The organism is Mycobacterium sp. OAS707 (genome assembly GCF_014873705.1).
Lineage (GTDB): Bacteria > Actinomycetota > Actinomycetes > Mycobacteriales > Mycobacteriaceae > Mycobacterium.
In genome coordinates, this window is the sequence record NZ_JADBDS010000006.1 from 1 (window position 1) to 22815 (window position 22815).

Here is a 22815-nt window from a genome sequence, read left to right on the forward strand (position 1 = left end):
ACCCCCCAAACGGGAAAAAAGAGGGCGGCAAAAACAACAACAAACAAAAACCACCAAACACACTATTGAGTTCTCAAACAACACACCCGCGCTGCAGGCAACCCTGCCACTGTACTCCACGTGGACAGAGACGTCAAACCCCGTCCTCCAGTCCTAATGCCCTGGGGCCGTTGGCTTCTCGATAAACAATACGCCTTTGTCCCACCAACCCCAAAACGGGCCTACCGGCCGTCTCAGGGAGCGAGATTCAGACCACTCGCTCGATTTCCGCGCCGAGACTCACCAGTTGCTCGACGAACAGCGGGTAGCCGCGATCGATGTGGAAGACGTCGTGGACCTCGGTGTCACCATCGGCGACCAGCCCCGCGAGCACCAGGCCGGCACCGGCCCGAATATCGGACGACCAGACCGGTGCGCTGGACAACTGCGGGATGCCCCGGACCACCGCGTGGTGGCCATCGGTCCGGGCATCGGCGCCCAACCGGATCATCTCCTCGACGAAACGGAACCGCGCCTCGAACACGTTCTCGGTGATCATCGACGTGCCATCGGCGATCGAGGCCAGGCCGATCGCCATCGGCTGCAGATCCGTCGGGAAACCAGGGAACGGCAGCGTTGCGACGTTGACCGCCTTCGGCCGCTCGTACTGCACCACGCGAAACCCGTCGTCGGTCTGCGTCACGGTGGCGCCGGCGTCGTGCAACTTGTGCAGCACCAATTGAAGGTGCTGCGGGTCGACGCCCGTCACCGAGATGTCCCCACGAGTCATCGCGGCGGCGATACCCCACGTGGCGGCCACGATGCGGTCGCCGATGACCCGGTGCTCGGTGGGATACAGCCGCTCGACTCCGGTGATGGTCATCGTCGGCGTTCCCGCACCCGAGATCTGGGCGCCCATCTGGTTGAGCATCGTGCACAGGTCGACGACGTCTGGCTCGCGCGCGGCGTTGTGGATCGTCGTGACGCCCTCGGCGACGACCGCCGCCATCAGAATGTTCTCCGTCGCACCCACCGAGGGGAACTCCAGCTGAATCTCCGCGCCTCGCAGGTGCTCCGCCTCGGCCACGACACAGCCGTGCTCGATATTGCACCGCGCACCCAGCTGCCGCAGACCGGCCTGGTGCATATCCAACGGCCGCGACCCGATGGCGTCGCCGCCCGGCAGCGCGACTTTGGCCCGCTTGCACCGTCCGACCAAGGGGCCGAGAACACAGACCGACGCGCGGAACTGCCGGACCGCCGCGAAGTCCGCGTCATATTTGGGTTCGTCGGGCGAGGTGATCCGAACGGTGTCACCGTCAAGCTCGACTGTCGCACCCAGACCGCGCAGCACCTCCGCCATCAGCGGCACGTCCAAGATGTCCGGGCAATTGGTGATGGTGCTTGTTCCCTCGGCAAGCAGCGTTGCGGCCATCAGTTTCAGGACACTGTTCTTGGCGCCCCCGACAGCAACTTCGCCCGATAACCGGTTTCCACCGGTCACCACGAATCGCTCGCTCACGCGGCTTAGTGTAAACAGCGGCACCCGACGGTGTCAGATTCCCGACCATTGTGCGAGCCACCGTGCCCGGTACGGTTTGACCATGGCAGTTCACCTGACCCGCATATATACCCGGACCGGCGATGACGGCACCACCGGCCTGAGTGACTTCAGCAGGGTCTCAAAGAATGACGCGCGACTCGCCGCGTACGCAGATTGCGACGAGACCAATGCCGCGATCGGCGTGGCGGTTGCGTTGGGTAACCCCAGTGAGCAAATTCGCAAGGTGCTGCGGCAGATTCAGAACGACCTTTTCGATGCGGGCGCTGACCTATCGACTCCGGTGGTGGAGAACCCCGAACACCCGCCGCTGCGAATCTCGCAGAGCTACATCGACCGACTGGAATCGTGGTGCGACGAGTTCAACGAACCGCTGCCGGCGTTGAATTCGTTTGTGCTGCCGGGCGGTACACCGCTTTCGGCGTTGCTGCATGTGGCACGCACGGTGGCCCGCCGCGCCGAGCGGTCGGCCTGGCAGGCGGTCGACACGCACACAGACTCGATCAGTGTGCTGCCCGCCAAGTACCTCAACCGGCTGTCGGATCTGCTGTTCATTCTGTCGCGGGTCGCCAATCCGGACGGTGACGTGCTTTGGCAACCGGGCGGTCCCGCAACAGATTAGAACGTACGGCGCCGTGCCCGTGGTGACGGACGCGACTCCAACCACGACAGGAACGCGGTCAGCGCACCGCGATCCAGCGCCACTTCGTAGCCGCGGCGACGTTCGGGATCCGTGTCTCGCAGTTCCAGTACGACGATCTCTTCGGTCATGATGTCGAATTCGTCGCCCCGAGGCGATCGGCGCGACACGATCTCCAGCCCGCGACGACTGAGTGTTCGATCGGGCCACCACCGCAGGCTGGACAGCCGATAGAAGCCGGCTTCCCCACCCCGGTAACGCATTACACCGTGCCGCCAGCCATGACCGCCTACGGCCGGAACGTCACGCAGGATCGCGGCCGTCCCGCCCACCTGGCGCAGCTTCCACAACCGGTAACTGAGTGCGATCGAGACGCAGAGCAGTACACCGATCAGCGCGACCATCAACAGCATGGACGCGCTCATCGGCGGGACCTCTAGTCGATCTGGCCCAGGGCGCGAAGTCTCGCTCGGCCCTTGGCAGCAGTTGCGGGATCGTCGGATTCGGCATCACGCTGCGCGGCGGCTTCGTCGATCTCCGAATCGAATTCAGCGCTCTCGGCGAGAACGGTCACGGCCTGCTCGGTGACAGACAGGAAGCCCCCGTCGACAGCGATGCGCAAGTCGTCTTCGCCTTCACGCTCGACCCGCACCATCGCGTCGTCGACCAACTGCGCGACCAACGGGATGTGGTTGGGCAGAATGCCGATCTCTCCCGAGGTGGTGCGAGTGAACAGGAAGGTGCCCTGGCCCGACCAGATCTTGCGATCGACCGCGACGATGTCGATGTTCAGTTCGGCCATCTCACATCACCTTTCGGTGTGGGCAGGAGCTAGGCATCCTTCTTCTCGTCCTCGTCCGACTTCGAGGAGCCGTTGCCGCCACCCTCGAGCTCCACACCAAAGCCCTTGGCCTTCTTTGCCAAGTCGTCCAGACCACCGATCAGGAAGAATGCCTGCTCGGGGACGTGGTCGAATTCGCCCTTGGTGAGTCGGTCGAACGCCTCGATCGTCTCCTTGACCGGAACCGTCGAGCCTGGCTGGCCGGTGAACTGCTCGGCCGCCATCATGTTCTGGCTCAGGAAGCGCTCGATGCGACGGGCACGCTGCACCAGCTGCTTGTCCTCTTCGGACAACTCATCGATACCGAGGATCGCGATGATGTCCTGGAGGTCCTTGTAGCGCTGCAGGATTCGGATGACTTCCTGCGCCACGCGGTAGTGCTCGTCGCCGACGACCGAGGGGTCGAGGATCGTCGAGCTGGACGCCAGCGGGTCCACTGCCGGGAAGATGCCCTTCGAGAACACCGCGCGGGACAACTCCGTCGTGGCATCCAGGTGCGCGAACGTGGTCGCGGGCGCCGGGTCGGTGTAGTCGTCGGCGGGCACGTAAACGGCCTGCATCGAGGTGATGGAGCGACCACGCGTCGAGGTGATGCGCTCCTGCAGCTCGCCCATCTCGTCGGCCAGCGTCGGCTGGTAACCCACGGCAGACGGCATACGGCCGAGCAGCGTGGACACCTCCGAACCGGCCTGGGTGAACCGGAAGATGTTGTCGATGAACAGCAGCACGTCCTGTTGCTGTTCATCGCGGAAGAACTCCGCCATGGTCAGCGCGGACAGCGCGACGCGCATACGCGTGCCGGGCGGCTCGTCCATCTGACCGAACACCAGCGCGGTGTCCTTGAGCACATCGGCGTCGGCGAGCTCGACCCACAGGTCGTTGCCCTCACGGGTGCGCTCACCCACACCGGCGAAAACCGAAGTGCCGCCGAAGTTGCGGGCAATACGGTTGATCATCTCCTGGATCAACACGGTCTTACCCACGCCGGCGCCGCCGAACAGGGCGATCTTGCCGCCACGCACGTACGGGGTCAGCAGGTCGACGACCTTGAGGCCGGTCTCCAGCATCTCGGTGCGGGGCTCGAGCTCACTGAAGGCCGGAGGCTTGCGGTGAATCTCCCAGCGATCGAAGTCTTTTCCGTACTCCGTGTCGTCAAGGCAGGCGCCAAGCGCGTTCCACACGTGGCCCTTCACGCCGTCACCGACGGGCACCGAGATGGACGCGCCGGTGTCGACGACGTCGACGCCGCGGACCAGGCCGTCGGTCGGCTGCAGCGAAATGCAGCGCACCAGGTTGTCACCGAGGTGCTGTGCCACCTCGAGGGTCAGCGTCTTGGCGAGCTCCTCGAAGGTGACCTCGGCGTGCAGCGCGTTGAACAGTTCAGGCACCGAGCCGCGCGGGAACTCGACGTCCACCACGGGGCCGGTCACCCGCACCACGCGTCCGTTGCTGTCCTTTTTCTTTGCCTTGGCTGGCTTTTCGGCGGTAGCAGTCATCTCTTCTTCTCTCTAATGGGCTAACGTCCGGCGGCGTCGGCCAGCGCGTTAGCACCACCGACGATCTCGCTGATTTCTTGGGTGATGTTGGCTTGGCGCTCCCGGTTGGCCATCAAGGTCAACTCTTTGATGAGGTCGTCGGCGTTGTCCGTCGCCGACTTCATCGCCCGCTGACGCGACGCCAGCTCCGACGCCGCCGACTCGAGCAGCGCGGCATACACGCGTGTGGCCAGATACCGCGGCAGCAACGCGTCGAAAAGCGTTGTCGCGTCCGGCTCGAACGAGTACAGCGTGCGAGGGCCCGAGTCCTCTTCGACGTACTCCACCACCATCGGCGCGATGCGATGCGCGACCGCGTTCTGCGACATCATCGACTTGAACTCGGTGGAGACGATGTGCAGCTCGTCGAGTCCCAGGATGCCGTCGGGCCCCGGGTCGTCGCCGTGGTCGTCGGCGCCCGCCATGAACGCATCGACCAACGTCGAAGCGATCTCCTGAGCGTTCTCATACGTGGGCTGCTCGGAGAACCCGTTCCACGAGTCGGTGATCTTCCAGTTGCGGAACGTGTAGTAGTTCAACGCCTTTCGCCCGACGGTGTAGACGATCGGCGTCTTGCCCTCCTGCCGGATCAGCGAGAACAGCTCCTCGGCGCGCCGGAACACGTTCGAGTTGTACCCGCCACAGAGCCCGCGGTCCGACGAAACCACCAGCACGCCTGCCCGTTTCGGATCTTCCCGCTCAACCAGCAACGGATGATCGAGCGCCGCCTCATTGCCGAGGTTGGTCAGCATCGCGGTGATCTCGAAAGCGTACGGCCGCGCCGCCTGAAGGCGGTTCTGCGCCCTACCGATACGCGAGGTAGCGATCAGCTCCTGAGCCTTGGTGATCTTCTTGATCGACCCGGCCGAGCGGATGCGCCCGCGCAATTCGCGAAGTGTGGCTGCCATGGTTGCTTACTTCTTCTTCGGCGCCGGCTTGCGGACCTTCACCGATTCCTTTTCGAGGTCAGCTTCGTCCAGTGCCTCGACGTGCTCATCGGGAACGACCGAGCTGCCGTCGGAGGCGGCGAAGCCCTTCTTGAACTGGTTGATGACCTCGACGAGCTTCTCGCTGAGTTCATCACCGAGCTTGCCCGATTCCCGAATCTGCGTGAGGATCTCGCCCTCCGAAGCCCGCACGTGGTCGAGGAGCTCGGCCTCGAACCGGCCGACGTCTTCGACCGGGACCGAGTCGAGATGGCCCTCGGTACCGAGGAAGATCGACACGACCTGCTCCTCGACGGCCAGCGGTTGGTACTGCGGCTGCTTGAGCAGCTCCACCAGCCGGGCGCCTCGCTCCAGCTGAGCCTTCGACGTGGCGTCGAGGTCCGAGGCGAACGCGGCGAACGATTCCAGTTCGCGGTACTGCGACAGGTCGAGGCGGAGACTTCCCGCTACCTCTTTCATCGCCTTGATCTGTGCGGCGCCACCGACGCGGGACACCGAGACGCCGACGTTGATGGCCGGCCGCACACCCTGGTTGAACAGGTCGGACTCCAGGAAGCACTGGCCGTCGGTGATCGAGATGACGTTCGTCGGGATGTAGGCCGAGATGTCGTTGGCCTTGGTCTCGATGATCGGCAGTCCGGTCAGCGAGCCGCCGCCCAGCTCATCGGAGAGCTTCGCGCAACGCTCGAGCAGCCGCGAGTGCAGGTAGAACACGTCACCCGGGTAGGCCTCGCGGCCCGGCGGGCGGCGCAGCAGCAGCGAGATCGCGCGGTACGCCTCGGCCTGCTTGGACAGGTCGTCGAACACGATCAGCACGTGCTTGCCGTTGTACATCCAGTGTTGGGCGATGGCCGAACCGGTATACGGCGCAAGCCATTTGAAGCCGGCGGAGTCCGATGCGGGCGCCGCGACGATGGTGGTGTACTCCATCGCGCCGCCCTCTTCCAGGGCGCGGGCGACCGAGGCGATCGTGGTGCCCTTCTGGCCGATGGCGACGTAGACGCAGCGCACCTGCTTCTTCTCGTCGCCCGACTCCCAGTTCTGCCGCTGGTTGAGGATGGTGTCCACGCAGACCGCGGTCTTACCGGTCTTGCGGTCACCGATGATCAGCTGGCGCTGGCCGCGACCGATCGGGGTCATCGCGTCGATGGCCTTGATACCGGTCTGCAGCGGCTCGCTCACGCCCTGGCGCTGCACCACCGACGGTGCCTGAATCTCAAGCGCGCGACGGGTTTCGGGCTCGATGTCTCCCTTACCGTCGATCGGCTGGCCCAGCGGGTTGACCACGCGACCGAGGAACTCGTCACCGACGGGCACCGAGAGCACCTCGCCGGTGCGCTTGACCTGCTGGCCCTCTTCGATCTTCTCGAAGTCGCCGAGGATAACGGCGCCGACGCTGTGCTCGTCGAGGTTGAGCGCCACGCCAAGCACGCCGCCGGGGAACTCCAGCAGCTCCTGCGTCATCACGGAGGGCAGACCCTCGACGTGGGCAATACCGTCGCCCGCATCGATGACCGTACCGATCTCCTCGCGCGCGGTGTCGGCGGTGAAACTCGAGACGTAGTCCTCGATCGCACCCTGAATGTCGTCAGCGGAGATGGTCAACTCTGCCATGGGTTTTCGTCTTCCTGCTCTTACGGTGTGGGGTCTTGTCGGTCGTTGTCTGTCAGTCGGGCAGCTTGGTCTGGGCGGCCGCCAGTTTCGATGAGAGCGTGCCGTCGATCACCTCGTCGCCGACGGTGATGTTCAGCCCGCCCAACAGGTCGGGGTTGATGTGCAGCTGCACCGAAACCGGATGCCCGTAGATGCGGGTCAGTACCTCTGTCAGGCGCGTGCGCTGGTCGTCGCTGAGGCTCGCCGCGGCGCTGACGTGAGCCACCACCTCGCCTCGACGGGCCACCGCAAGCTCGGCGAGATCGAGGACCGCCTCGTCGGCGCGTTCGCCACGGAGCAACTCGATGGTCTGCGAAAGCAGTTGAGCAGTCGTCTTGTTTACGCTAGAGCCGCGGGGCAGCACGTCTTTCAGCAGCTTGATACGACCCTCGGCAGGCGCGCTGTAGTCGCTGAGCAGCGTGCTCAGCTGTGGCTGCCCGTCGAGAATCCGGTTGAACCGGAAGAGTTGCTCTTCGACGTCGCCGGCAACGTCTTCACGCTCGGCACGCACCAGCAGTGCCAACCGCGCGACGTGCTCGACAGCGTCGACCAGGTTCGCGTCCGACGACCAGCGTCCGGACACCGCGGCCTTGAAGATCTCCAGCGCCGTGTCGCCGATCTTGCCGTCGAGCAACGTGTCGACGAGGCCGAGCTTGGCCGACGGGTTGTCGGCCGGGTCCGCGAGATGACGAGTCAGGATCGGCTCGCTCGCCAGCAGCTTGGCGACGGACGCCAAATCGTCGGCTACCGAGGACAATTGATCGGCGCCAAGGTCGGCCGTCAACTCGTCGAACTTGTTGACCAGTGCCGCCAGCGACTCCCTGCTCGCCGAGCGCAGCCGTGCCGTCGCGCGGTCTTCGATCACCGTGTCGGACGGCGCCATCGCATCGAGTTCGTCGATGAATCGGTCGACGGTGGCCGACTGGGCATCGGCATCCGAGACGTGGTCTTTGACCAACTCGGTTGCGCGACGAACCGCCTCGGCTCCGAGGTCACCACGAAGCTGACGAACCAGCTGGGCACGCAACAGCTGAACCTGCTGCGCGCCTTGCACTTTGATCCGCTCGACCTCGGCGTCGGCCTGGGCGTGCAGCTGCTCGACGATGCGTTCGGCGTCGACCCGCGCCTCCTCGGTCACCTGCTTGGCCTCTGCCTTGGCCCGTTCGAGCGCCTTCTCGTGGGCCTTCTCGGCCTCGCCCAATCGCTTCTTGGCCTCAGCGCTGTCCTCGAGCTGCTTGCGCACGGTCTCCTGCTGGTTGGTCATCATTCGACGCACCGGCGGGACGACGTAGCGCACCACCAGGAACACGATGACCGCGAACCCGACGAGCTGACCGATGAATGTCGACATTTGCCTTACCGTCCCGAGGCCGTTGTGGCCGCGTTGATTTCGACGCCGAGCACCCGGCTGGCCAAGGTCGTGGACAACGTGTCGACCGACGACCGAAGGTCCGCCTGGATCGCGAGGGCTTGATCCTTCAGCTCCGAGTCAGCCTCCTGCAGCGTCGACGACACCTCATCCGAGGCCCGGCTCCGCATGTCCTCCAAGACCTTTCGACCTTCGGCGCGCGCCCCGTCACGAAGTTTCGAGGCCTCGCCGCGCGCCTTGGCCATCTCGGACCGATAGTCGTCGTCGGCCGCGGTGAACTGGTCTGCTGCCTTGCGGCTGTCCTCGACGGTCTTCTTCACCATCGCGTCGCGTTCGTTCAGCACCTTGGAGACAGGTGGGACTACCCACTTGCCGATCACGCCGAGCACGATCAAGAAGATGAACAGCACGACGAAGAAAGTGCCGTTGGGGATGAGGAAGTTGCTGGTACCTCCCCCGCCTTCCTCAGCCGCCAAAAGGACGACGTTCGGGTCAGCCATGCCGGCGAACTACTTGACCGGCGTGGCGAACACGAACAGGGCCATGAACGCCAAGTTGATGAAGTAGGCCGCCTCGACCAGACCAACCGTGATGAAGAACGGCGTGAACAGTCGGCCTTGGGCCTCCGGCTGACGGGCGATACCGGCGATCAGCGCGTTACCCGCAATACCGTCACCGATACCGGCACCGATTGCGCCGCCCGCCATGATCAGTCCACCGCCGATAAGCGCGCCGGCAGCGATTGTGGGATCCATTCCTTATCCTCCTTGATAACTGGCAGTGGTCCTACCAGGTTGTGGGTCCTGCATATTCGGGTCGGCTAGTGATGGTCCTCTTCGAGTTCCATCGATTGGCTGAAGTACAAGATGGTCAGCAGCGCGAAGATGAACGCCTGGATCGCACCGACGAACAGGTCGAAGCTCTTCCAGATCGCGTTCGGCAGCCACAGGATGTACGGCGGGAACAGCGCGATCAGCGCGACCAGGATGCCGCCCGCGAAGATGTTGCCAAAGAGTCGCAGCGACAACGAGATCGGCTTGGCCAGCTCCTCGACGAGGTTGATCGGCGCCAGCAGCGTGACGTGTCCCTTGAGCAGCTTCACCGGGTGGCCGATGATGCCGCGGCGCCAGATGCCCGCCGCGTGGTAGCAGATGAAGACGAACAGCGCGAGCGCCAGCACGAAGTTGATGTCCGATGCCGGCGGCTTGAGTAGCTCGTGAATGGCGCCATGCTCGTCGGTGTACTGCACCGGGATCACCGAGAGCCAGTTGGCGATCAGGATGAACACGAACAGCGTCACCGCGAGCGGTAGCACGAACGGCGCGATCTTCATGCCGATCGCACCCTCGATCTGGTCGCGCACCTGAACCGTGATGGCTTCCCAGAACAGCTGCACGCCACCGGGAACGCCGGTCGATGTGACCTTTGCCTTCAAGAAAAATGCCAGCGCGAGCACGATCACCGCGGCGATGGCCGTCGCCAGCACGGTGTCCGTGTTGACCGTCAGCCCGAACCAGTTGGCCTCCGTGTGGTGGCCGACCTCGATCGCGCCCTCGGCTTGGTACGTCTGGGTCATTGCTGCGTGGCCTCCCCTTCGAGTCCTTCATCAGCGGCACCGGCCTTGATCTTCTTCATCACGGGCAGCGCGGTCGCGAGGACCAGCACCACCTGGAAGAGGGCCATTCCGAATACGACGCCAAGCCCCTGCGGTCGGAAGAGGAAGGCGATCGTCAGGCCGATCACCGTCATCACCAACAGCCGGGTGGCGGAGTTCAACGCCATCTTGCGTTTGAGCGGGTGCGCCTCGGCGGTGATCGATTCCACCGACCGCTGCACGAGCACCGCGTTGAGCAAACCCAGTCCGAGGCCGATGCCGAAGAAGACACCGACCATGACGTGGCCGAGAAGTCCGGCGGCGAGCATCACCAGACCGGTCAGCGCGACACACACTGCAAACAGGCGCAGCGGCCTGAAAGCAACGGACGGAAACACCAACGGCGCGTCTTGCGCTGGCGTCGTCACTGCTTCACCTCAATCCCGCGGTCACGAGTTGCTGTCCCGATGATCCTGTGATTCGCGCCACGAGCGTATCGGAGGGCGACGGGCTCGCTGGAATCACCCACGGGGCAGCTCCCTTTGTCGGTCGTTGTTCCGTTCCAATCGGCGGCAAACCGTTGGTCTGGAGGCCGGCAACCCGCGAGGTTTTTTCGGGTTCTAATCGAACCCTAACACATGGTTAAGGGCAGATAAGAGGGCCTACTACTTTTCGTCGTACATTTCCCCGACGGGGTCTTCGCGACGCCGCAGAAGCGGAATCAGGGTCACCACGATCGCGACCAGAATCGCTGCCAGCATGACGGCTCCGGTGTAGCGGGGATCGAAGAAGATCGTGCTCGCCGCGCCCAGCGCGATGATGCCGACCCACAGATAGACGAGCAGCACCACTCGCCGGTGCGAATGACCGATCTGCAGCAACCTGTGGTGCAGATGCATCTTGTCCGGCGTCGAGAAGTGCACACCGGCGCGCGTCCGGCGGATGACAGCCAGCAGCATGTCGAGCGCGGGCACGAACATCACCGCAACCACCAACAGGAACGGCGACAGCAGAGCGAACACGTCGCGGGCGCCGTATGCGGTCTGCGAGATCGGCCCGGCCGCGGTCGTGGACGCCGCGGCAAGCATCAGCCCGATCAGCATCGAGCCGGAGTCGCCCATGAAGATCTTCGCCGGGTGAAAGTTGTGCGGCAGGAAGCCGAGGCACGCGCCGGCCAGCACGACCGAGATGACCGCGGGCGGGTAGAACAGGACGTCGCCGCCGTGGTCGCGCAGCAGGCCCACCGAGAAGATGCAGATCGCCGACGCGGTGATCAGCCCCAGACCCGCGGCCAACCCGTCGAGGCCGTCGACGAAGTTCATCGCGTTGACGATCGCGACGGTCAGCGCCAGCGTCAGCAGGATCGACGACACCTGGTCCAAGACGATGGTGCCGACGCCGCCGATCGGGATGTACAGCACGCTCCACGCGACGCCCATCGTGACGAGCACGCTGGCCGCGGTTATCTGGCCGGCGAACTTGGTCAACGCGTCCAGACCCCAGCGGTCGTCGATCAGCCCGATGAACATGATCAGTCCCCCGGCCACCACGACCGCGGGCATGCCGGACGAGTAGACGAAACCGCGAGTGAGCGCCGGAAGTTGCGACGCCAACAAGACCGCTGCGACCACGCCGATGTACATCGCCAGCCCGCCCATCCGCGGGATCGGTTGCAGATGCACGTCGCGTTCGCGTGGATAGGCGACTGCGCCCAGTCGACGTGCCAACACCCGCACCCACCCCGTCGCGAAGTAGGTGATGATCGCGGCAGTCAGCCCGACGAGGGCGAGCTCACGCAGCGGCACACCGGCGCCGCGATCGTTGAGCGCGAGCAAGCTTTCCGCGGCATAGACCACCGTCGCACCGTACTGCTGCACGCTGAGATCAATCCGTGAGCGACTCGGGTTCCACGCCGAGCACCTTCGCGATGGCCTCGAGCGTGACGGGGCCTTGTCTCAGCACGCGTGGATGCGCGCCGGTGAGGTCGACGATCGTCGACGCTGCCTGCTCTTCGGCGACTCCACCGTCGAGATACACCTCGACGAGTTCGCCGAGTTGATCGCGCGCCTGCTTGGCGGTGACCGCCGCGGGGCGCCCGGAGATGTTCGCACTCGACACGGCCATCGGCCCGACCTCACGCAGCAGTTCGATCGCGATGGGATGGTTCGGCATGCGCAGCATCACCGTGCCGTGCGCATCGCCGAGATCCCACTGCAGCGACGGGGCCTGGCGCACCACCAGACTCAGCGCGCCCGGCCAGAACGCCTGAATGAGTTCGCGCGCACTGTTGGGCACCGAGTAGACCAAGCCGTCGATGGTGTGCCACGAACCGACCAGCACCGGGACCGGCATATCGCGGCCGCGTCCCTTCGCCGAGAGCAAGGCGGCGACGGCGCCGTTGTCGAAGGCGTCCGCACCGATGCCGTAGACGGTGTCGGTGGGCATGACGACGAGTCGACCGCCCTTGAGCGCGCTGATCGCCGAGGCGATGCCGGTCGCACGCTGGGCGGGGTCGCTGCAGTCGAACAGTTCGGTCATGCTCGACTCCCCGCTCGCTCCGGTCCTCGCTCGTACCTCGCTGCGATCCTCACTCGCGGTCGCCTTCGGTCGGTCACGTTGTCAGCCTCTCACGCGTCTCGCGGTGACGAACCGCGGCCGGCCGGTCAAGTCGTGTCGCGCGGTGACATCGACGAATTGGCCTGTCCGGGTGAACGCTTCGACGGTGCGGACCGAGGTGGTGTCGTCGTGTTCGACCGCGCAGACCCCGCCGTCGCGCAACAGGCGCGCTGCGTGGTCGACGATGCTGTTGATGACAGCCATGCCGTCCGGGCCGCCGAACAGTGCGTGCGCCGGATCATGTTCGGCCACTTCGGGTTCCAGGTCCGCATCGTCGGGAATGTAGGGCGGATTGGCCACGATCAGGTCCACTTGGCCGTCGAGGTCTGCGAGCAGGCCCGGCGCGGTGACGTCGGCGAGGATCAGTTCGACCGCGGTCCCGGTGGTGTTGCGTCGCGCATAGGCGAGCGCGTCGTCGGAGTCGTCGACGGCGATGACGCGGGCGTCGGGCCATGCCCTTGACAGTGCCAGCGCCAGCGCACCCGAGCCGGTGCAGAGGTCGACGACCATCGGTGAAGCCGAAAGCTGTTGCCCGGCAGCCCATTCCAGCAATGATTCCGTCTCGGGCCGTGGGATGAACACCCCGGGGCCGACATGCACCGTGACCGGTCCGAACGCCGCGGTGCCGATGAGGTGTTGCAGCGGAATTCGCTTGGCACGCTGGGCGACCAGCCCGTCGTAGCGCTCCTGAAAGTCAGGTCCGGCGTCGGTGAATGCCAGCCGGCCTCGGTCGATGCCTGCCACGTATGCAGCCAGCAGTTCGGCATCGGTGCGGGGTGAGCCGACGCCCGCCTCGGTCAGCGCCGCCTCGGCGGCGTCGATCACCTGGCGCAGGGTCATGCCTGTTGCAGCCTGGCTTGCTTGTCGGCGGCGGCCAGCGCGTCGAACAACGGGTCGAGGTCACCGTCGAGAACCTGATCGAGGTTGTGCGCCTTGAAGTTGATGCGGTGATCGGCGATCCGGTTCTCCGGGAAGTTGTACGTGCGGATGCGCTCGCTGCGGTCGACGGTGCGGATCTGGCTGGCGCGGTCGGCGGACGCGTCGGCCTGCGCCTGCTCCTCGGCCAGCGCCTGCAGCCGCGCGGCGAGCACCTGCATGGCGCGGGCCTTGTTCTGCAGCTGGCTGCGTTCGTTCTGGCAGGTCACGACGATGCCGGTGGGTAGGTGCGTGATGCGAACAGCAGAGTCGGTGGTGTTGACGCCCTGACCACCCTTGCCCGAGGACCGGTAGACGTCGATGCGCAGATCGGACTCGTCGATCTGAACTTCCTCGACCTCTTCGGGTTCGGGGTAGACCAGCACGCCCGCGGCAGACGTGTGCACACGGCCCTGCGACTCGGTGACCGGTACCCGCTGCACGCGGTGCACACCGCCTTCGAACTTCAGCCGCGACCAGACACCGTCGGCGGAATCGCCCTTGCTTCGGATCGACAGCGTCGCGTCCTTATAGCCGCCGAGGTCCGAGGTGGTCTCGTCGAGCACGGTGACGGTCCAGTTATGCCGCTCGGCATAACGGATGTACATGCGGGCGAGGTCGGCGGCGAACAACGCGGACTCCTCGCCGCCCTCCCCGGACTTCACCTCGAGCACGATGTCATCGGAGTCGTGCGGATCGCGGGGGGCCAGCAGGTCGGTCAGGTGTCGGTCCAGCTCTTCGACGGTCGACTCGAGGCCGGGAATCTCGGCGGCGAACGATTCGTCGTCGGCGCCGAGTTCTCTGGCAGCTTCCAGGTCGCCGCGGGCGGTTTCCAGCTTGCGATAGGTCGAAACGATCGGCGAGAGCTGCGCGAAGCGCCTGCCCACTTTGCGGGCCGCCGCGGGGTCGGCGTGCAGGTTCGGATCGGAGAGCTGCTTCTCCAGGTCGGCATGCTCGGTCAGCAACGCCTCAATTGCCGGCGCAGTGTCCGTCATGTCGCCCTCCTTCGGAGAATCCTTTCGCCAAACGCAAACCGACGCCCGGCCTGCGCATGAGCGTCAGATCGGGCGTCGGAAAGGTAGCTATTTGTCGTCGGCCTTATCGGCAGCAGCCTTGCGCTTGCCGTAGCGCTTCTCGAAGCGGGCCACGCGGCCGCCGCTGTCGAGGATCTTCTGCTTGCCGGTGTAGAAGGGATGGCACTGCGAGCAGACCTCGACGTGGATCTGTCCGCTCTTCTTGGTGCTGCGCGTGGTGAACGTCGCGCCGCAGCCACAGTGCACCGTCGTCTCGACGTAGTCAGGGTGAATACCCGTCTTCATGGTTTTCCTCTGCAATCGTGGCCCGGGTCGCCCCTCCCCGATTGGGAGGTTTTGGCGTGAACCGGAACCGAGGGGTCGGCGGTCCATTATGCCAGTTCAACCACCAGCAGCCTAAACGCCTGCCGAGCCCCTGGTATTCCGCGCGAACGTGGGTTACCCGCACGCTTTCGCGCCCTCAAGCGTGACGGTAACCCACGTTCGCGCCGCAGGGGGTATTGCGCGGTGAACACATCCCGAAAAGTGTCTACGGTGGCACAATGCTGAGGTGACGACCGCTACCGCAGCCCGCAACGTCCGCGATCGGCTGATCGACGCCGCGGAAGTCTGTCTTCGCGCGAAGGGTATCCGGGCGACGACGGTGTCCGAGGTGGCCGAGGTCGCCGGGGTTTCCCGCGGCTGGCTGTACCGGCATTTTCCCGACAAGGTGACGCTGCTCGGCGCTGCGATCGTGCGCCTCAACGACGCCTATTGGTCCGAGGCGCATGCGGTGCTGGAGCAGATCGAGGGCCTCGATCGCCAGATGGGCTTGGGCATTGCTCGCGCCCGCGGCGCCTACGACGATCCCGGCACGCTGCTGATGAAGCTGCGGATGGAAGAGCCCGAGGAGTTCGCGGCGTGTGCAGGCGCAGGCGTGCAGGGGTTGGTGCCCGACCTGGCCGACTTCTGGTCGCGCTATCTGATCGCCGCTCGCGACCGCGGTGAGATCCACGAGCGCACCGACATCGCCGAAGCATCGGAATGGATTGCGCGCGTTGTGCTTTCGCTCGCGACGGTGCCCGGCGACAAACTCGACCCCAGCGACGCCGACGCGGTGGCGGCACATATGCGCCGCTACGTCATGCCGGGCTTGCAGGCCGAGCCGGCGGTGTGACCTCGAGTTAGTCGGCGTCCATCGAGCCCGGCGCGGTCTTGGAGACCTGCACCAGGAACTCGTAGTTGTTCTTGGTCTTGCGCAGCTGGCTCATCAGCAGGTCGATGGCCTGATGCGGATCGAGACCTGAAAGCACGCGACGCAGCTTGTGCACGATCGCGAACTCATCCGGCGACAGCAGCAACTCGTCCTTACGGGTGCCGGACGGGTTGACGTCGACGGCCGGGAAGACCCGGCGCTCGGAGATCTTGCGGTCGAGCTTGAGCTCGGCGTTACCCGTGCCCTTGAACTCCTCGAAGATCACCGTGTCACCGGTCGAACCGGTTTCCACCATCGCGGTGGCGATGATCGTCAGCGAGCCGCCCTCTTCGATGTTGCGGGCCGCGCCGAGGAAACGCTTCGGCGGGTACAGCGCGGTCGAGTCGACACCACCGGACAGGATCCGGCCGGACGCAGGCGACGCGTTGTTGTACGCGCGGCCGAGGCGGGTGATCGAGTCGAGCAGCACGACGACGTCCTTGCCCTGCTCCACGAGCCGCTTGGCGCGCTCGATTGCGAGCTCGGCGGCCTGGGTGTGGTCTGACGGCGGCCGGTCGAAGGTCGAGGCGATGACCTCACCCTTGACCGAGCGCTGCATGTCGGTGACCTCTTCCGGACGCTCGTCGACGAGCACCACCATCAGGTGGCATTCCGGGTTGTTCTTCGTGATCGCGTTCGCGATGTCCTGAAGGATCGTGGTCTTACCGGCCTTGGGCGGCGACACGATCAACGCACGCTGTCCCTTGCCGACCGGCATGATCAGGTCGATCACGCGGGTGGTCAGCTTCTCGGTGGTGGTCTCCAGGCGCAGCCGCTCGTTGGGATAGAGCGGGGTGAGCTTGGTGAAGTCGGGCCGCTTCTTGGCCTCTTCGATGGGCTTGCCGTTGATGGTGTCGAGCCGAACCAGCGGGTTGAACTTCTGGCGCTGGTTGGGCTGCTCGCCGTCCTTCGGCACGCGCACGGCACCGGTCACCGCGTCGCCGCGACGCAGGCCGTTCTTGCGCACCATGTTCATCGACACGTAGACGTCGTTCGGGCCTGCCAGGTAGCCGGACGTGCGAACGAAGGCGTAGTTGTCGAGGACGTCGAGGATGCCGGCGACGGGCTGAACGACGTCGTCCTCACGCAGTTCGGTGTCGCGGTCGCCACCGCCGCCGCCCTCACCGCCGCGCTCGCGGCGCCTGCGGTCGCGGAACCGACGGCCACGACGGCCGCCACGGCCCTCGCCGTCGTCATCGGCGTTGCCGCCGCGGTTCTGGCCGCCCTGATCGCCTTGCTGATCGCCGTCGGCCTTATCTGACTTGTCGGACTTGTCGGGCTTGGAATCCTGCTTCGGGGCCCTCTCACCCTCGGTGGCGGGCTTGTCCTGCTGCGCGGACTCCTGCTTGTTGTCGTCTTTCTTGTCGTCTTTGTCGTCGGCGCCGCCGGGTGAACCCGGGCCACGCGAGGCGCCACGACGCTCGCGGCGCGGCGGGGCCTGCTGCTCGGCGGGCTGCTCAGGCGCTGCGCTCTCGGTCGCGGTGTCGGCTGCCGCAGTGCCATTGGCCTCGCTGGCAGCTTCGGTCTTCGGGCGGCCGTTGGAATCGCCGCGACGCTCCTTGATGGCGGCGACGAGCTCGCTCTTGCGCATGCCGGACGCGCCCTCGACGCCGATCTCCTTGGCGAGCGCACGCAGTTCGGGCAGCACCATGGTCGACAGCGCCGCACGGCGGTCGCCCGACGCGACGTCGGCGGTCGGCGCGGTTTCCGCGGTGCCGTTCGTCGCGTCCGCACCGGAGGTGTCCGGGGCGGTTGAAATGTCTGAAGTCACGGATTGGTTTTGCGGCAGCTCAGTGCTTTCGCTGCTGCCACCAGCCGTGAAGAGGTCCGTTTCTGTCACGGATTTCCTTTCTGATCCCCCGCTGGTCAAGCCGACGCGAGGGTCCGGGGCATTCAGCTGATGCGCTGAATGCGGAGGTCCCACCATTGCCTCTGCAACGGTGATCGCCGGGATTCGCCGGTATGCGGCGAACCGTCAGTCCACAAGATTGAACACCTAAAAGGGAAGTGGTCGTCCTAGTGTCGGCGCAGGCAGAGACGCTGCGATTGCTGGACAGCTGCGAGAATAACCCGCATTGGAGCCGGAAGCAAGAAACACGCTGATTCGCATGTGACTCGTGTGATCCGCAAAGTCAGCTCCTGGCGGCCACGCCGGACGTCCACCGGACGCCCGCGCCCACTGCCATCTTGTTGACGGTGAACCCGTTGGCGGCGCCATACTCCAGGGCCTCTGCAGGCAATTCTGGCTGGGAACTCAGCGCCAATACCGCAGGACCAGCCCCGGATAGCACCGCTGCAACCCCACAACGCCGGAGGATCCGCAGGTATTCCGCGGAGGCAGGCATGGCTGCTGCTCGCTGCGGCTGGTGCAGCACGTCCTCAGTCGCTTCCATCAGCAGATCCGGACGCTCGGTCAGCGCCAGGACGAGCAGCGCCGCCCGGCTGAGGTTGAACCGGGCGTCGGTGTGGCTGACGTGGTCGGGAAGCAGCACGCGGGTCTCCGCCGTCGACGAGCGCACCTCGGGGATCGCGGGAAACAGGTGGATGTCGGGGTGCAGCCGCAGCGAGGCGGCCGCATATCGCGGCAGCACTCCCTCGTGCTCCGTCCACGACACCACCGCGCCGCCGAGGACTGCCGCCGACGCGTTGTCCGGATGCCCCTCGAACTCCGACGACAGCTGGATCAACTCGGACTCGCTCAGTGGAGTCGAATTCGCTTGCGCGACAAGGCCGTTGACGACGGCTAGACCGCCGACGACGGCAGCGGCCGATGATCCCAACCCGCGGGAGTGCGGAATCTCGTTGCGGCAGAGGACCTTGAGGCCGCTGGCGGTGACGCCGGCTGCCTGCAGGCCGTGTTCGATGGCGCGCACCACCAAGTGCGTGGCATCGAGTGGAACCTGGCCGGCGCCCTCGCCTTCGACCTCGATCGCGAGGCCGGATTCGGTTGTCTCGACGACGATTTCGTCGTATAGGCTCAGCGCAAGACCCAGGCTGTCGAAACCGGGTCCGAGGTTGGCGCTCGAGGCCGCCACGACGGAGCTGGCCGTCAGCCCGGCCGGCAGGGTCCTTGGCACGTTCAGACCAAACCCAGTTTCTCGACGACGACCGAGGGATCGACGGGCACGGGCGTGACGGACGGCATGCCCTTGAGCGCGGTGTCGGGATCCTTCAGCCCGTTTCCGGTCACTGTGCACACCACGGTCGAGCCCTTCGCGACCCAGCCATCCTCGATCGACTTGAGCAGGCCGGCGATGCTGGCCGCCGACGCCGGCTCGACGAACACGCCTTCAGTGCGCGCCACCAGGTGGTACGCGGCGAGGATCTCCTCGTCGGTGGCGGCAAGGAAGCGGCCGTTGGACTGCTGCTGCGCCTCGACGGCGGTGGCCCACGACGCGGGCGAGCCGATGCGGATCGCGGTGGCGATGGTCTCGGGGTGGCTGACAGGCTCGCCCAGCACCAGCGGGGCAGCGCCTGCGGCCTGGGTGCCGAGCATGCGCGGCAGCCGGTCCGATACCCCGTCGCGGTGGTACTCGGTGTAGCCCTTCCAATACGCCGTGATGTTGCCTGCGTTGCCGACAGGCAGGGAGTGCACGTCGGGGGCGGTGCCGAGCGCGTCGACGATCTCGAACGCGGCAGTCTTCTGGCCCTCGATGCGGTACGGGTTGACGGAGTTGACCAGCGAGACCGCGGGATAGTCAGCGGTGAGCTTGCGGGCAAGCTCGAGGCAGTCGTCGAAGTTGCCGTCGACCTGAATGATCTTCGCGCCGTGCATGACTGCCTGCGCGAGCTTGCCCATCGCGATCTTGCCCTGCGGAATCAGCACCGCACACGTGATGCCGGCCCGCGCGGCGTAGGCCGCCGCGGACGCCGACGTGTTGCCCGTCGACGCGCACAGCACGGCCTTCTGACCGCGGGCCACCGCCTCGGTGACGGCCATGGTCATGCCGCGGTCCTTGAACGAGCCGGTCGGGTTGAGGCCTTCGACCTTGAGATGCACTGTGCAGCCGGTGTATTCGGATAGCCGCGGCGCGGACACCAACGGGGTGCCGCCCTCGAGAAGGGTGATCGCGGTCCAGCTGTCCTCAACGGGCAGGCGGTCGCGGTAGGCGGCGATCAGGCCCGGCCAGGGCTGGTGCACCGCGGTCCTGGGTGCGCTCATTCCGTCGTTCCTTCCATGCGCAGCACGCTGTTGACGCTCTGCACAACATCGAGATCGGCCAGCGCTGCAACGGTTTCCGACTGTGCTGCATCCGTGGCCCGGTGCGTGACGACCACGATGCGCGCCCCGCACCGCTGACCGCCTTCGTCGACCATGCCTTCCTGCCGCACTTCGGCGATGCTGACTTCACGCTTGCTGAATTCAGCTGCCACAGCGGACAACACGCCGGGCCGGTCGGCCACGTTCATGCTGACGTAGTAACGGGTCGGGATGAAGCCGATCGGCGAGATCGGCAGCTTGGCGTATTTCGACTCGCGCGGTCCGCGGCCGCCCTGTACGCGGTTGCGGGCCGCCATCACAACATCGCCCATCACTGCCGACGCCGTGGGCGCACCACCTGCGCCCTGGCCGTAGAACATCAGTCGACCCGCGGCCTCGGCCTCCACGACGACCGCGTTGAACGCACCGTTGACGGTGGCCAACGGGTGCTCGAGTGGCACCAGCGCCGGGTAGACGCGGGCCGAAACCCGTTCCTGCCCTTCGTCGGTGGTGAGCCGCTCGCAAATCGCCAACAACTTGATGGTGCAGCCGAGTGCGCGCGCCGACTCGAAGTCGGCGGCCGTCACGTTGGTGATGCCCTCGCGGTAGACGTCGTCGGCGGTCACCCGGGTGTGGAACGCGATCGAGGCGAGGATCGCGGCCTTGGCGGCAGCGTCGTAGCCCTCGACGTCGGCCGTCGGGTCGGCTTCCGCGTAGCCGAGCGCGCTGGCGTCGGCGAGCGCGCTCGCGTAGTCGGCTCCGGTGCTGTCCATCTCCGAAAGGATGTAGTTGGTGGTGCCGTTGACGATTCCGGCAACGCGCAGCACCCGGTCACCTGCCAGCGACTGGGTCAGCGGGCGGATGACGGGGATGGCGCCTGCGACGGCGGCCTCGAAGTAGAGGTCGACGTGAGCGTGCTCGGCGGCCTGGGCGAGTTCGCCAGTGGAGATTGACATCAGCGCCTTGTTCGCGGTCACAACCGACTTACCCTGTTCCAGCGCACTGAGAATGGCCTTGCGGGCGGGCTCGACGGGGCCCATCAGTTCGACGACGATGTCGACGTCGTCGCGCGAGACCAACTCTTCGATGTTGTCGGTGAGTAGGTCGACGGGCACCCCGCGATCGTCGGCAACCCTGCGCACCCCGATACCGCGCAACTCGAGCGGCGCGCCGATGCGCGCAGCCAGGTCTTTCGCATCCTCCTTGATGATGCGGACCACTTCACTGCCGACGTTGCCGAGGCCCAATACGGCTACGCCGATGGGCTTTTCGTGGTTGGTCATTTCGTTACCTCCAGACTCAGCAGATCGTCGACCGTCTCCCGGCGCAGAATCAGGCGGGCCTGCCCGTTGCGCACGGCCACCACAGCGGGGCGGCCGATCAGGTTGTAACGGCTCGACATGGAATAGCAGTAGGCGCCCGTTGCCGCGACACCGAGCAGGTCGCCGGGCGCGACGTCATCGGACAGCCAGGCGTCTTTGACGACGATATCGCCGGTTTCGCAATGCTTTCCGACGACGCGGGACAGGGTGGCGGGCATTTCGCTCACGCGCGAAACCAGGCGCACGTCGTATTCGGCGCCATACAGCGACGTGCGGATGTTGTCACTCATGCCGCCGTCGACGCTGATGTAGCGGCGGTGCTTGTCGGATGCGATGTCGACGTCTTTCACGGTGCCGACCTGGTACAGGGTGATGGTGCCGGGGCCGGCGATGGCGCGGCCGGGTTCGACCACGAGTCGCGGCGAAGGCAGGCCGACCGCGGCGGATTCGTTGCGCACGATGGCACCGAGTTTGGCGGCCAGATCAGTGATCGGCGGCGGATCGTCCTGTGGCAGATACGAAATGCCGAGACCACCGCCGAGGTCGACGGTCTCCAGTTGGCTGGTCTTGTCGACGCCGAACACGGCCACGACATCGCGCAGCAGGCCGATCACCCGGTGGGCGGCCAGTTCGAAGCCGTCGACGTCGAAGATCTGTGAGCCGATGTGGCTGTGCAGGCCGACCAGGCGCAGGTTGTCGGTGGCGAACACGCGGCGAACGGCGTCCATCGCGGCGCCGCTGGCCAGCGACAGACCGAACTTCTGGTCCTCGTGGGCAGTCGAGATGAACTCGTGGGTGTGCGCCTCGACACCGACGGTGACGCGCACCAGGACGTCCTGAACCACACCGGCCGCGCCGGCGATCTCGTCGAGACGCTCGATCTCGATCATCGAATCGAGCACGACGTGACCGATCCCGGCCTTCACGGCGGTCGTCAGCTCATCAACAGATTTGTTGTTGCCGTGCAACGTGATTCGATCAGGAGGGAAGTCGGCGTGCAATGCGACTGCGAGCTCACCGCCGGTCGCTACGTCGAGGGAAAGCCCCTCCTCGGCCACCCAGCGCGCCACCTCGCTGCACAGGAACGCCTTGGCGGCGTAGTGCACGTTGTCGCCGCCGCCGAACGCCTCCGCGATTTCGCGGCAGCGGGCGCGGAAGTCGTCCTCGTCGATCACGAAGACGGGAGTGCCGAATTCGGCGGCGATGTCGGTGAGGGGAACGCCTGCGATCGTCACGACACCGTCGTCGCCGCGAACGGTGCTGCGCGGCCAGACGTTCGGGGCGAGCATCAGCACATCCGCTGAGGACTGCGGCCGGGGTGGGGCGCCGCCGTGGTGGATCTCCTCAGCGTGCCGGGGCCCGGCGGGATGAGCG

The 22815-nt window shown here is 65.8% G+C and carries 23 protein-coding genes; 2 read left to right on the top strand and 21 right to left on the bottom strand.

The features are described 5' to 3' along the window. Window positions 1–247 precede the first annotated feature (247 nt). Window positions 248–1501, bottom strand: a complete 1254-nt coding sequence (gene murA / locus GGC64_RS31320) for a UDP-N-acetylglucosamine 1-carboxyvinyltransferase (protein ID WP_192726508.1) — start codon at window positions 1499–1501, stop codon at window positions 248–250. An 82-nt stretch (window positions 1502–1583) separates the two neighbouring features. Here murA and GGC64_RS31325 point away from each other — a divergent pair, with 82 nt between their 5' ends. Continuing rightward, window positions 1584–2162 (top strand): cob(I)yrinic acid a,c-diamide adenosyltransferase, encoded by a 579-nt coding sequence (locus tag GGC64_RS31325; protein ID WP_192726509.1) that lies wholly within the window; start codon window positions 1584–1586, stop codon window positions 2160–2162. Here the strand turns inward: GGC64_RS31325 and GGC64_RS31330 are convergent. The 15 genes from GGC64_RS31330 to rpmE form a co-directional block, all read right to left on the bottom strand. Next, window positions 2159–2605, bottom strand: a complete 447-nt coding sequence (locus tag GGC64_RS31330) for a DUF2550 domain-containing protein (RefSeq protein WP_192726510.1) — start codon at window positions 2603–2605, stop codon at window positions 2159–2161. The two genes, GGC64_RS31325 and GGC64_RS31330, sit on opposite strands and share 4 nt — an antisense overlap. A gap of 11 nt (window positions 2606–2616) precedes the next feature. Next, a complete protein-coding gene (locus tag GGC64_RS31335; protein ID WP_192726511.1) occupies window positions 2617–2982 on the bottom strand; it encodes a F0F1 ATP synthase subunit epsilon in 366 nt (121 codons plus the stop codon). Between the two features lie 29 nt (window positions 2983–3011). Continuing rightward, window positions 3012–4517 carry a F0F1 ATP synthase subunit beta gene (atpD, locus tag GGC64_RS31340; protein WP_192726512.1) on the bottom strand — a complete coding sequence of 502 codons (1506 nt, stop codon included), beginning with the start codon at window positions 4515–4517 and terminating at the stop codon, window positions 3012–3014. Window positions 4518–4537: 20 nt separating this feature from the next. Beyond that, window positions 4538–5464 carry a F0F1 ATP synthase subunit gamma gene (locus GGC64_RS31345; RefSeq protein WP_192726513.1) on the bottom strand — a complete coding sequence of 309 codons (927 nt, stop codon included), beginning with the start codon at window positions 5462–5464 and terminating at the stop codon, window positions 4538–4540. A 6-nt stretch (window positions 5465–5470) separates the two neighbouring features. After that, window positions 5471–7117 carry a F0F1 ATP synthase subunit alpha gene (atpA, locus tag GGC64_RS31350; protein WP_192726514.1) on the bottom strand — a complete coding sequence of 549 codons (1647 nt, stop codon included), beginning with the start codon at window positions 7115–7117 and terminating at the stop codon, window positions 5471–5473. Window positions 7118–7169: 52 nt separating this feature from the next. Further along, window positions 7170–8507, bottom strand: coding sequence for a F0F1 ATP synthase subunit B/delta (locus GGC64_RS31355; protein ID WP_192726515.1), 1338 nt, complete (start codon window positions 8505–8507; stop codon window positions 7170–7172). A 5-nt stretch (window positions 8508–8512) separates the two neighbouring features. Further along, window positions 8513–9025, bottom strand: a complete 513-nt coding sequence (locus GGC64_RS31360; RefSeq protein ID WP_192726516.1) for a F0F1 ATP synthase subunit B — start codon at window positions 9023–9025, stop codon at window positions 8513–8515. 9 nt (window positions 9026–9034) lie between these two features. Continuing rightward, a complete protein-coding gene (locus tag GGC64_RS31365; protein ID WP_059158422.1) occupies window positions 9035–9280 on the bottom strand; it encodes a F0F1 ATP synthase subunit C in 246 nt (81 codons plus the stop codon). Between the two features lie 65 nt (window positions 9281–9345). Then, on the bottom strand, window positions 9346–10101 hold the full coding sequence (gene atpB, locus GGC64_RS31370; protein ID WP_192726517.1) for a F0F1 ATP synthase subunit A: 756 nt from the start codon (window positions 10099–10101) through the stop codon (window positions 9346–9348). Continuing rightward, entirely contained in the window at window positions 10098–10547 is a 450-nt protein-coding gene (locus GGC64_RS31375) for an ATP synthase subunit I (protein ID WP_192726518.1), read from the bottom strand. Before GGC64_RS31375 ends, atpB begins: the two co-directional genes overlap by 4 nt. A 237-nt stretch (window positions 10548–10784) precedes the next feature. Next, a complete protein-coding gene (locus GGC64_RS31380) occupies window positions 10785–11996 on the bottom strand; it encodes an MraY family glycosyltransferase (RefSeq protein ID WP_192726519.1) in 1212 nt (403 codons plus the stop codon). 7 nt (window positions 11997–12003) lie between these two features. After that, window positions 12004–12657, bottom strand: a complete 654-nt coding sequence (locus GGC64_RS31385) for an L-threonylcarbamoyladenylate synthase (RefSeq protein WP_192726520.1) — start codon at window positions 12655–12657, stop codon at window positions 12004–12006. Window positions 12658–12738: 81 nt separating this feature from the next. Continuing rightward, window positions 12739–13575 carry a peptide chain release factor N(5)-glutamine methyltransferase gene (gene prmC / locus GGC64_RS31390; protein ID WP_192726521.1) on the bottom strand — a complete coding sequence of 279 codons (837 nt, stop codon included), beginning with the start codon at window positions 13573–13575 and terminating at the stop codon, window positions 12739–12741. Further along, complete coding sequence (prfA, locus tag GGC64_RS31395) at window positions 13572–14645, bottom strand: peptide chain release factor 1 (protein WP_192726522.1); 1074 nt, start codon at window positions 14643–14645, stop codon at window positions 13572–13574. Before prfA ends, prmC begins: the two co-directional genes overlap by 4 nt. A gap of 87 nt (window positions 14646–14732) precedes the next feature. Then, window positions 14733–14969 (bottom strand): 50S ribosomal protein L31, encoded by a 237-nt coding sequence (gene rpmE, locus GGC64_RS31400; RefSeq protein ID WP_192726523.1) that lies wholly within the window; start codon window positions 14967–14969, stop codon window positions 14733–14735. Between the two features lie 265 nt (window positions 14970–15234). On the opposite strand from rpmE, the gene GGC64_RS31405 reads away from it, so the two are divergent. Next, window positions 15235–15840 carry a TetR/AcrR family transcriptional regulator gene (locus GGC64_RS31405; protein ID WP_192726524.1) on the top strand — a complete coding sequence of 202 codons (606 nt, stop codon included), beginning with the start codon at window positions 15235–15237 and terminating at the stop codon, window positions 15838–15840. Window positions 15841–15847: 7 nt separating this feature from the next. Here GGC64_RS31405 and rho read toward each other — a convergent pair whose 3' ends face one another. The 5 genes from rho to lysA all read right to left on the bottom strand — a co-directional run bounded on the left by rho (window position 15848) and on the right by lysA (window position 22730). Next, window positions 15848–17758 (bottom strand): transcription termination factor Rho, encoded by a 1911-nt coding sequence (gene rho, locus GGC64_RS31410; RefSeq protein WP_192726525.1) that lies wholly within the window; start codon window positions 17756–17758, stop codon window positions 15848–15850. Between the two features lie 292 nt (window positions 17759–18050). Continuing rightward, on the bottom strand, window positions 18051–18995 hold the full coding sequence (thrB, locus tag GGC64_RS31415; protein WP_192726526.1) for a homoserine kinase: 945 nt from the start codon (window positions 18993–18995) through the stop codon (window positions 18051–18053). Window positions 18996–18997: 2 nt separating this feature from the next. Further along, window positions 18998–20080 (bottom strand): threonine synthase, encoded by a 1083-nt coding sequence (thrC, locus tag GGC64_RS31420; RefSeq protein ID WP_192726527.1) that lies wholly within the window; start codon window positions 20078–20080, stop codon window positions 18998–19000. Further along, window positions 20077–21402, bottom strand: a complete 1326-nt coding sequence (locus tag GGC64_RS31425) for a homoserine dehydrogenase (RefSeq protein WP_192726528.1) — start codon at window positions 21400–21402, stop codon at window positions 20077–20079. The genes thrC and GGC64_RS31425 overlap by 4 nt, the downstream gene beginning before the upstream one ends. After that, the gene (gene lysA / locus GGC64_RS31430; RefSeq protein WP_192726988.1) at window positions 21399–22730 is read right to left on the bottom strand and encodes a diaminopimelate decarboxylase; all 1332 of its coding nucleotides are present in this window, start codon (window positions 22728–22730) and stop codon (window positions 21399–21401) included. Before lysA ends, GGC64_RS31425 begins: the two co-directional genes overlap by 4 nt. Between the last annotated feature and the right edge of the window lie 85 nt (window positions 22731–22815).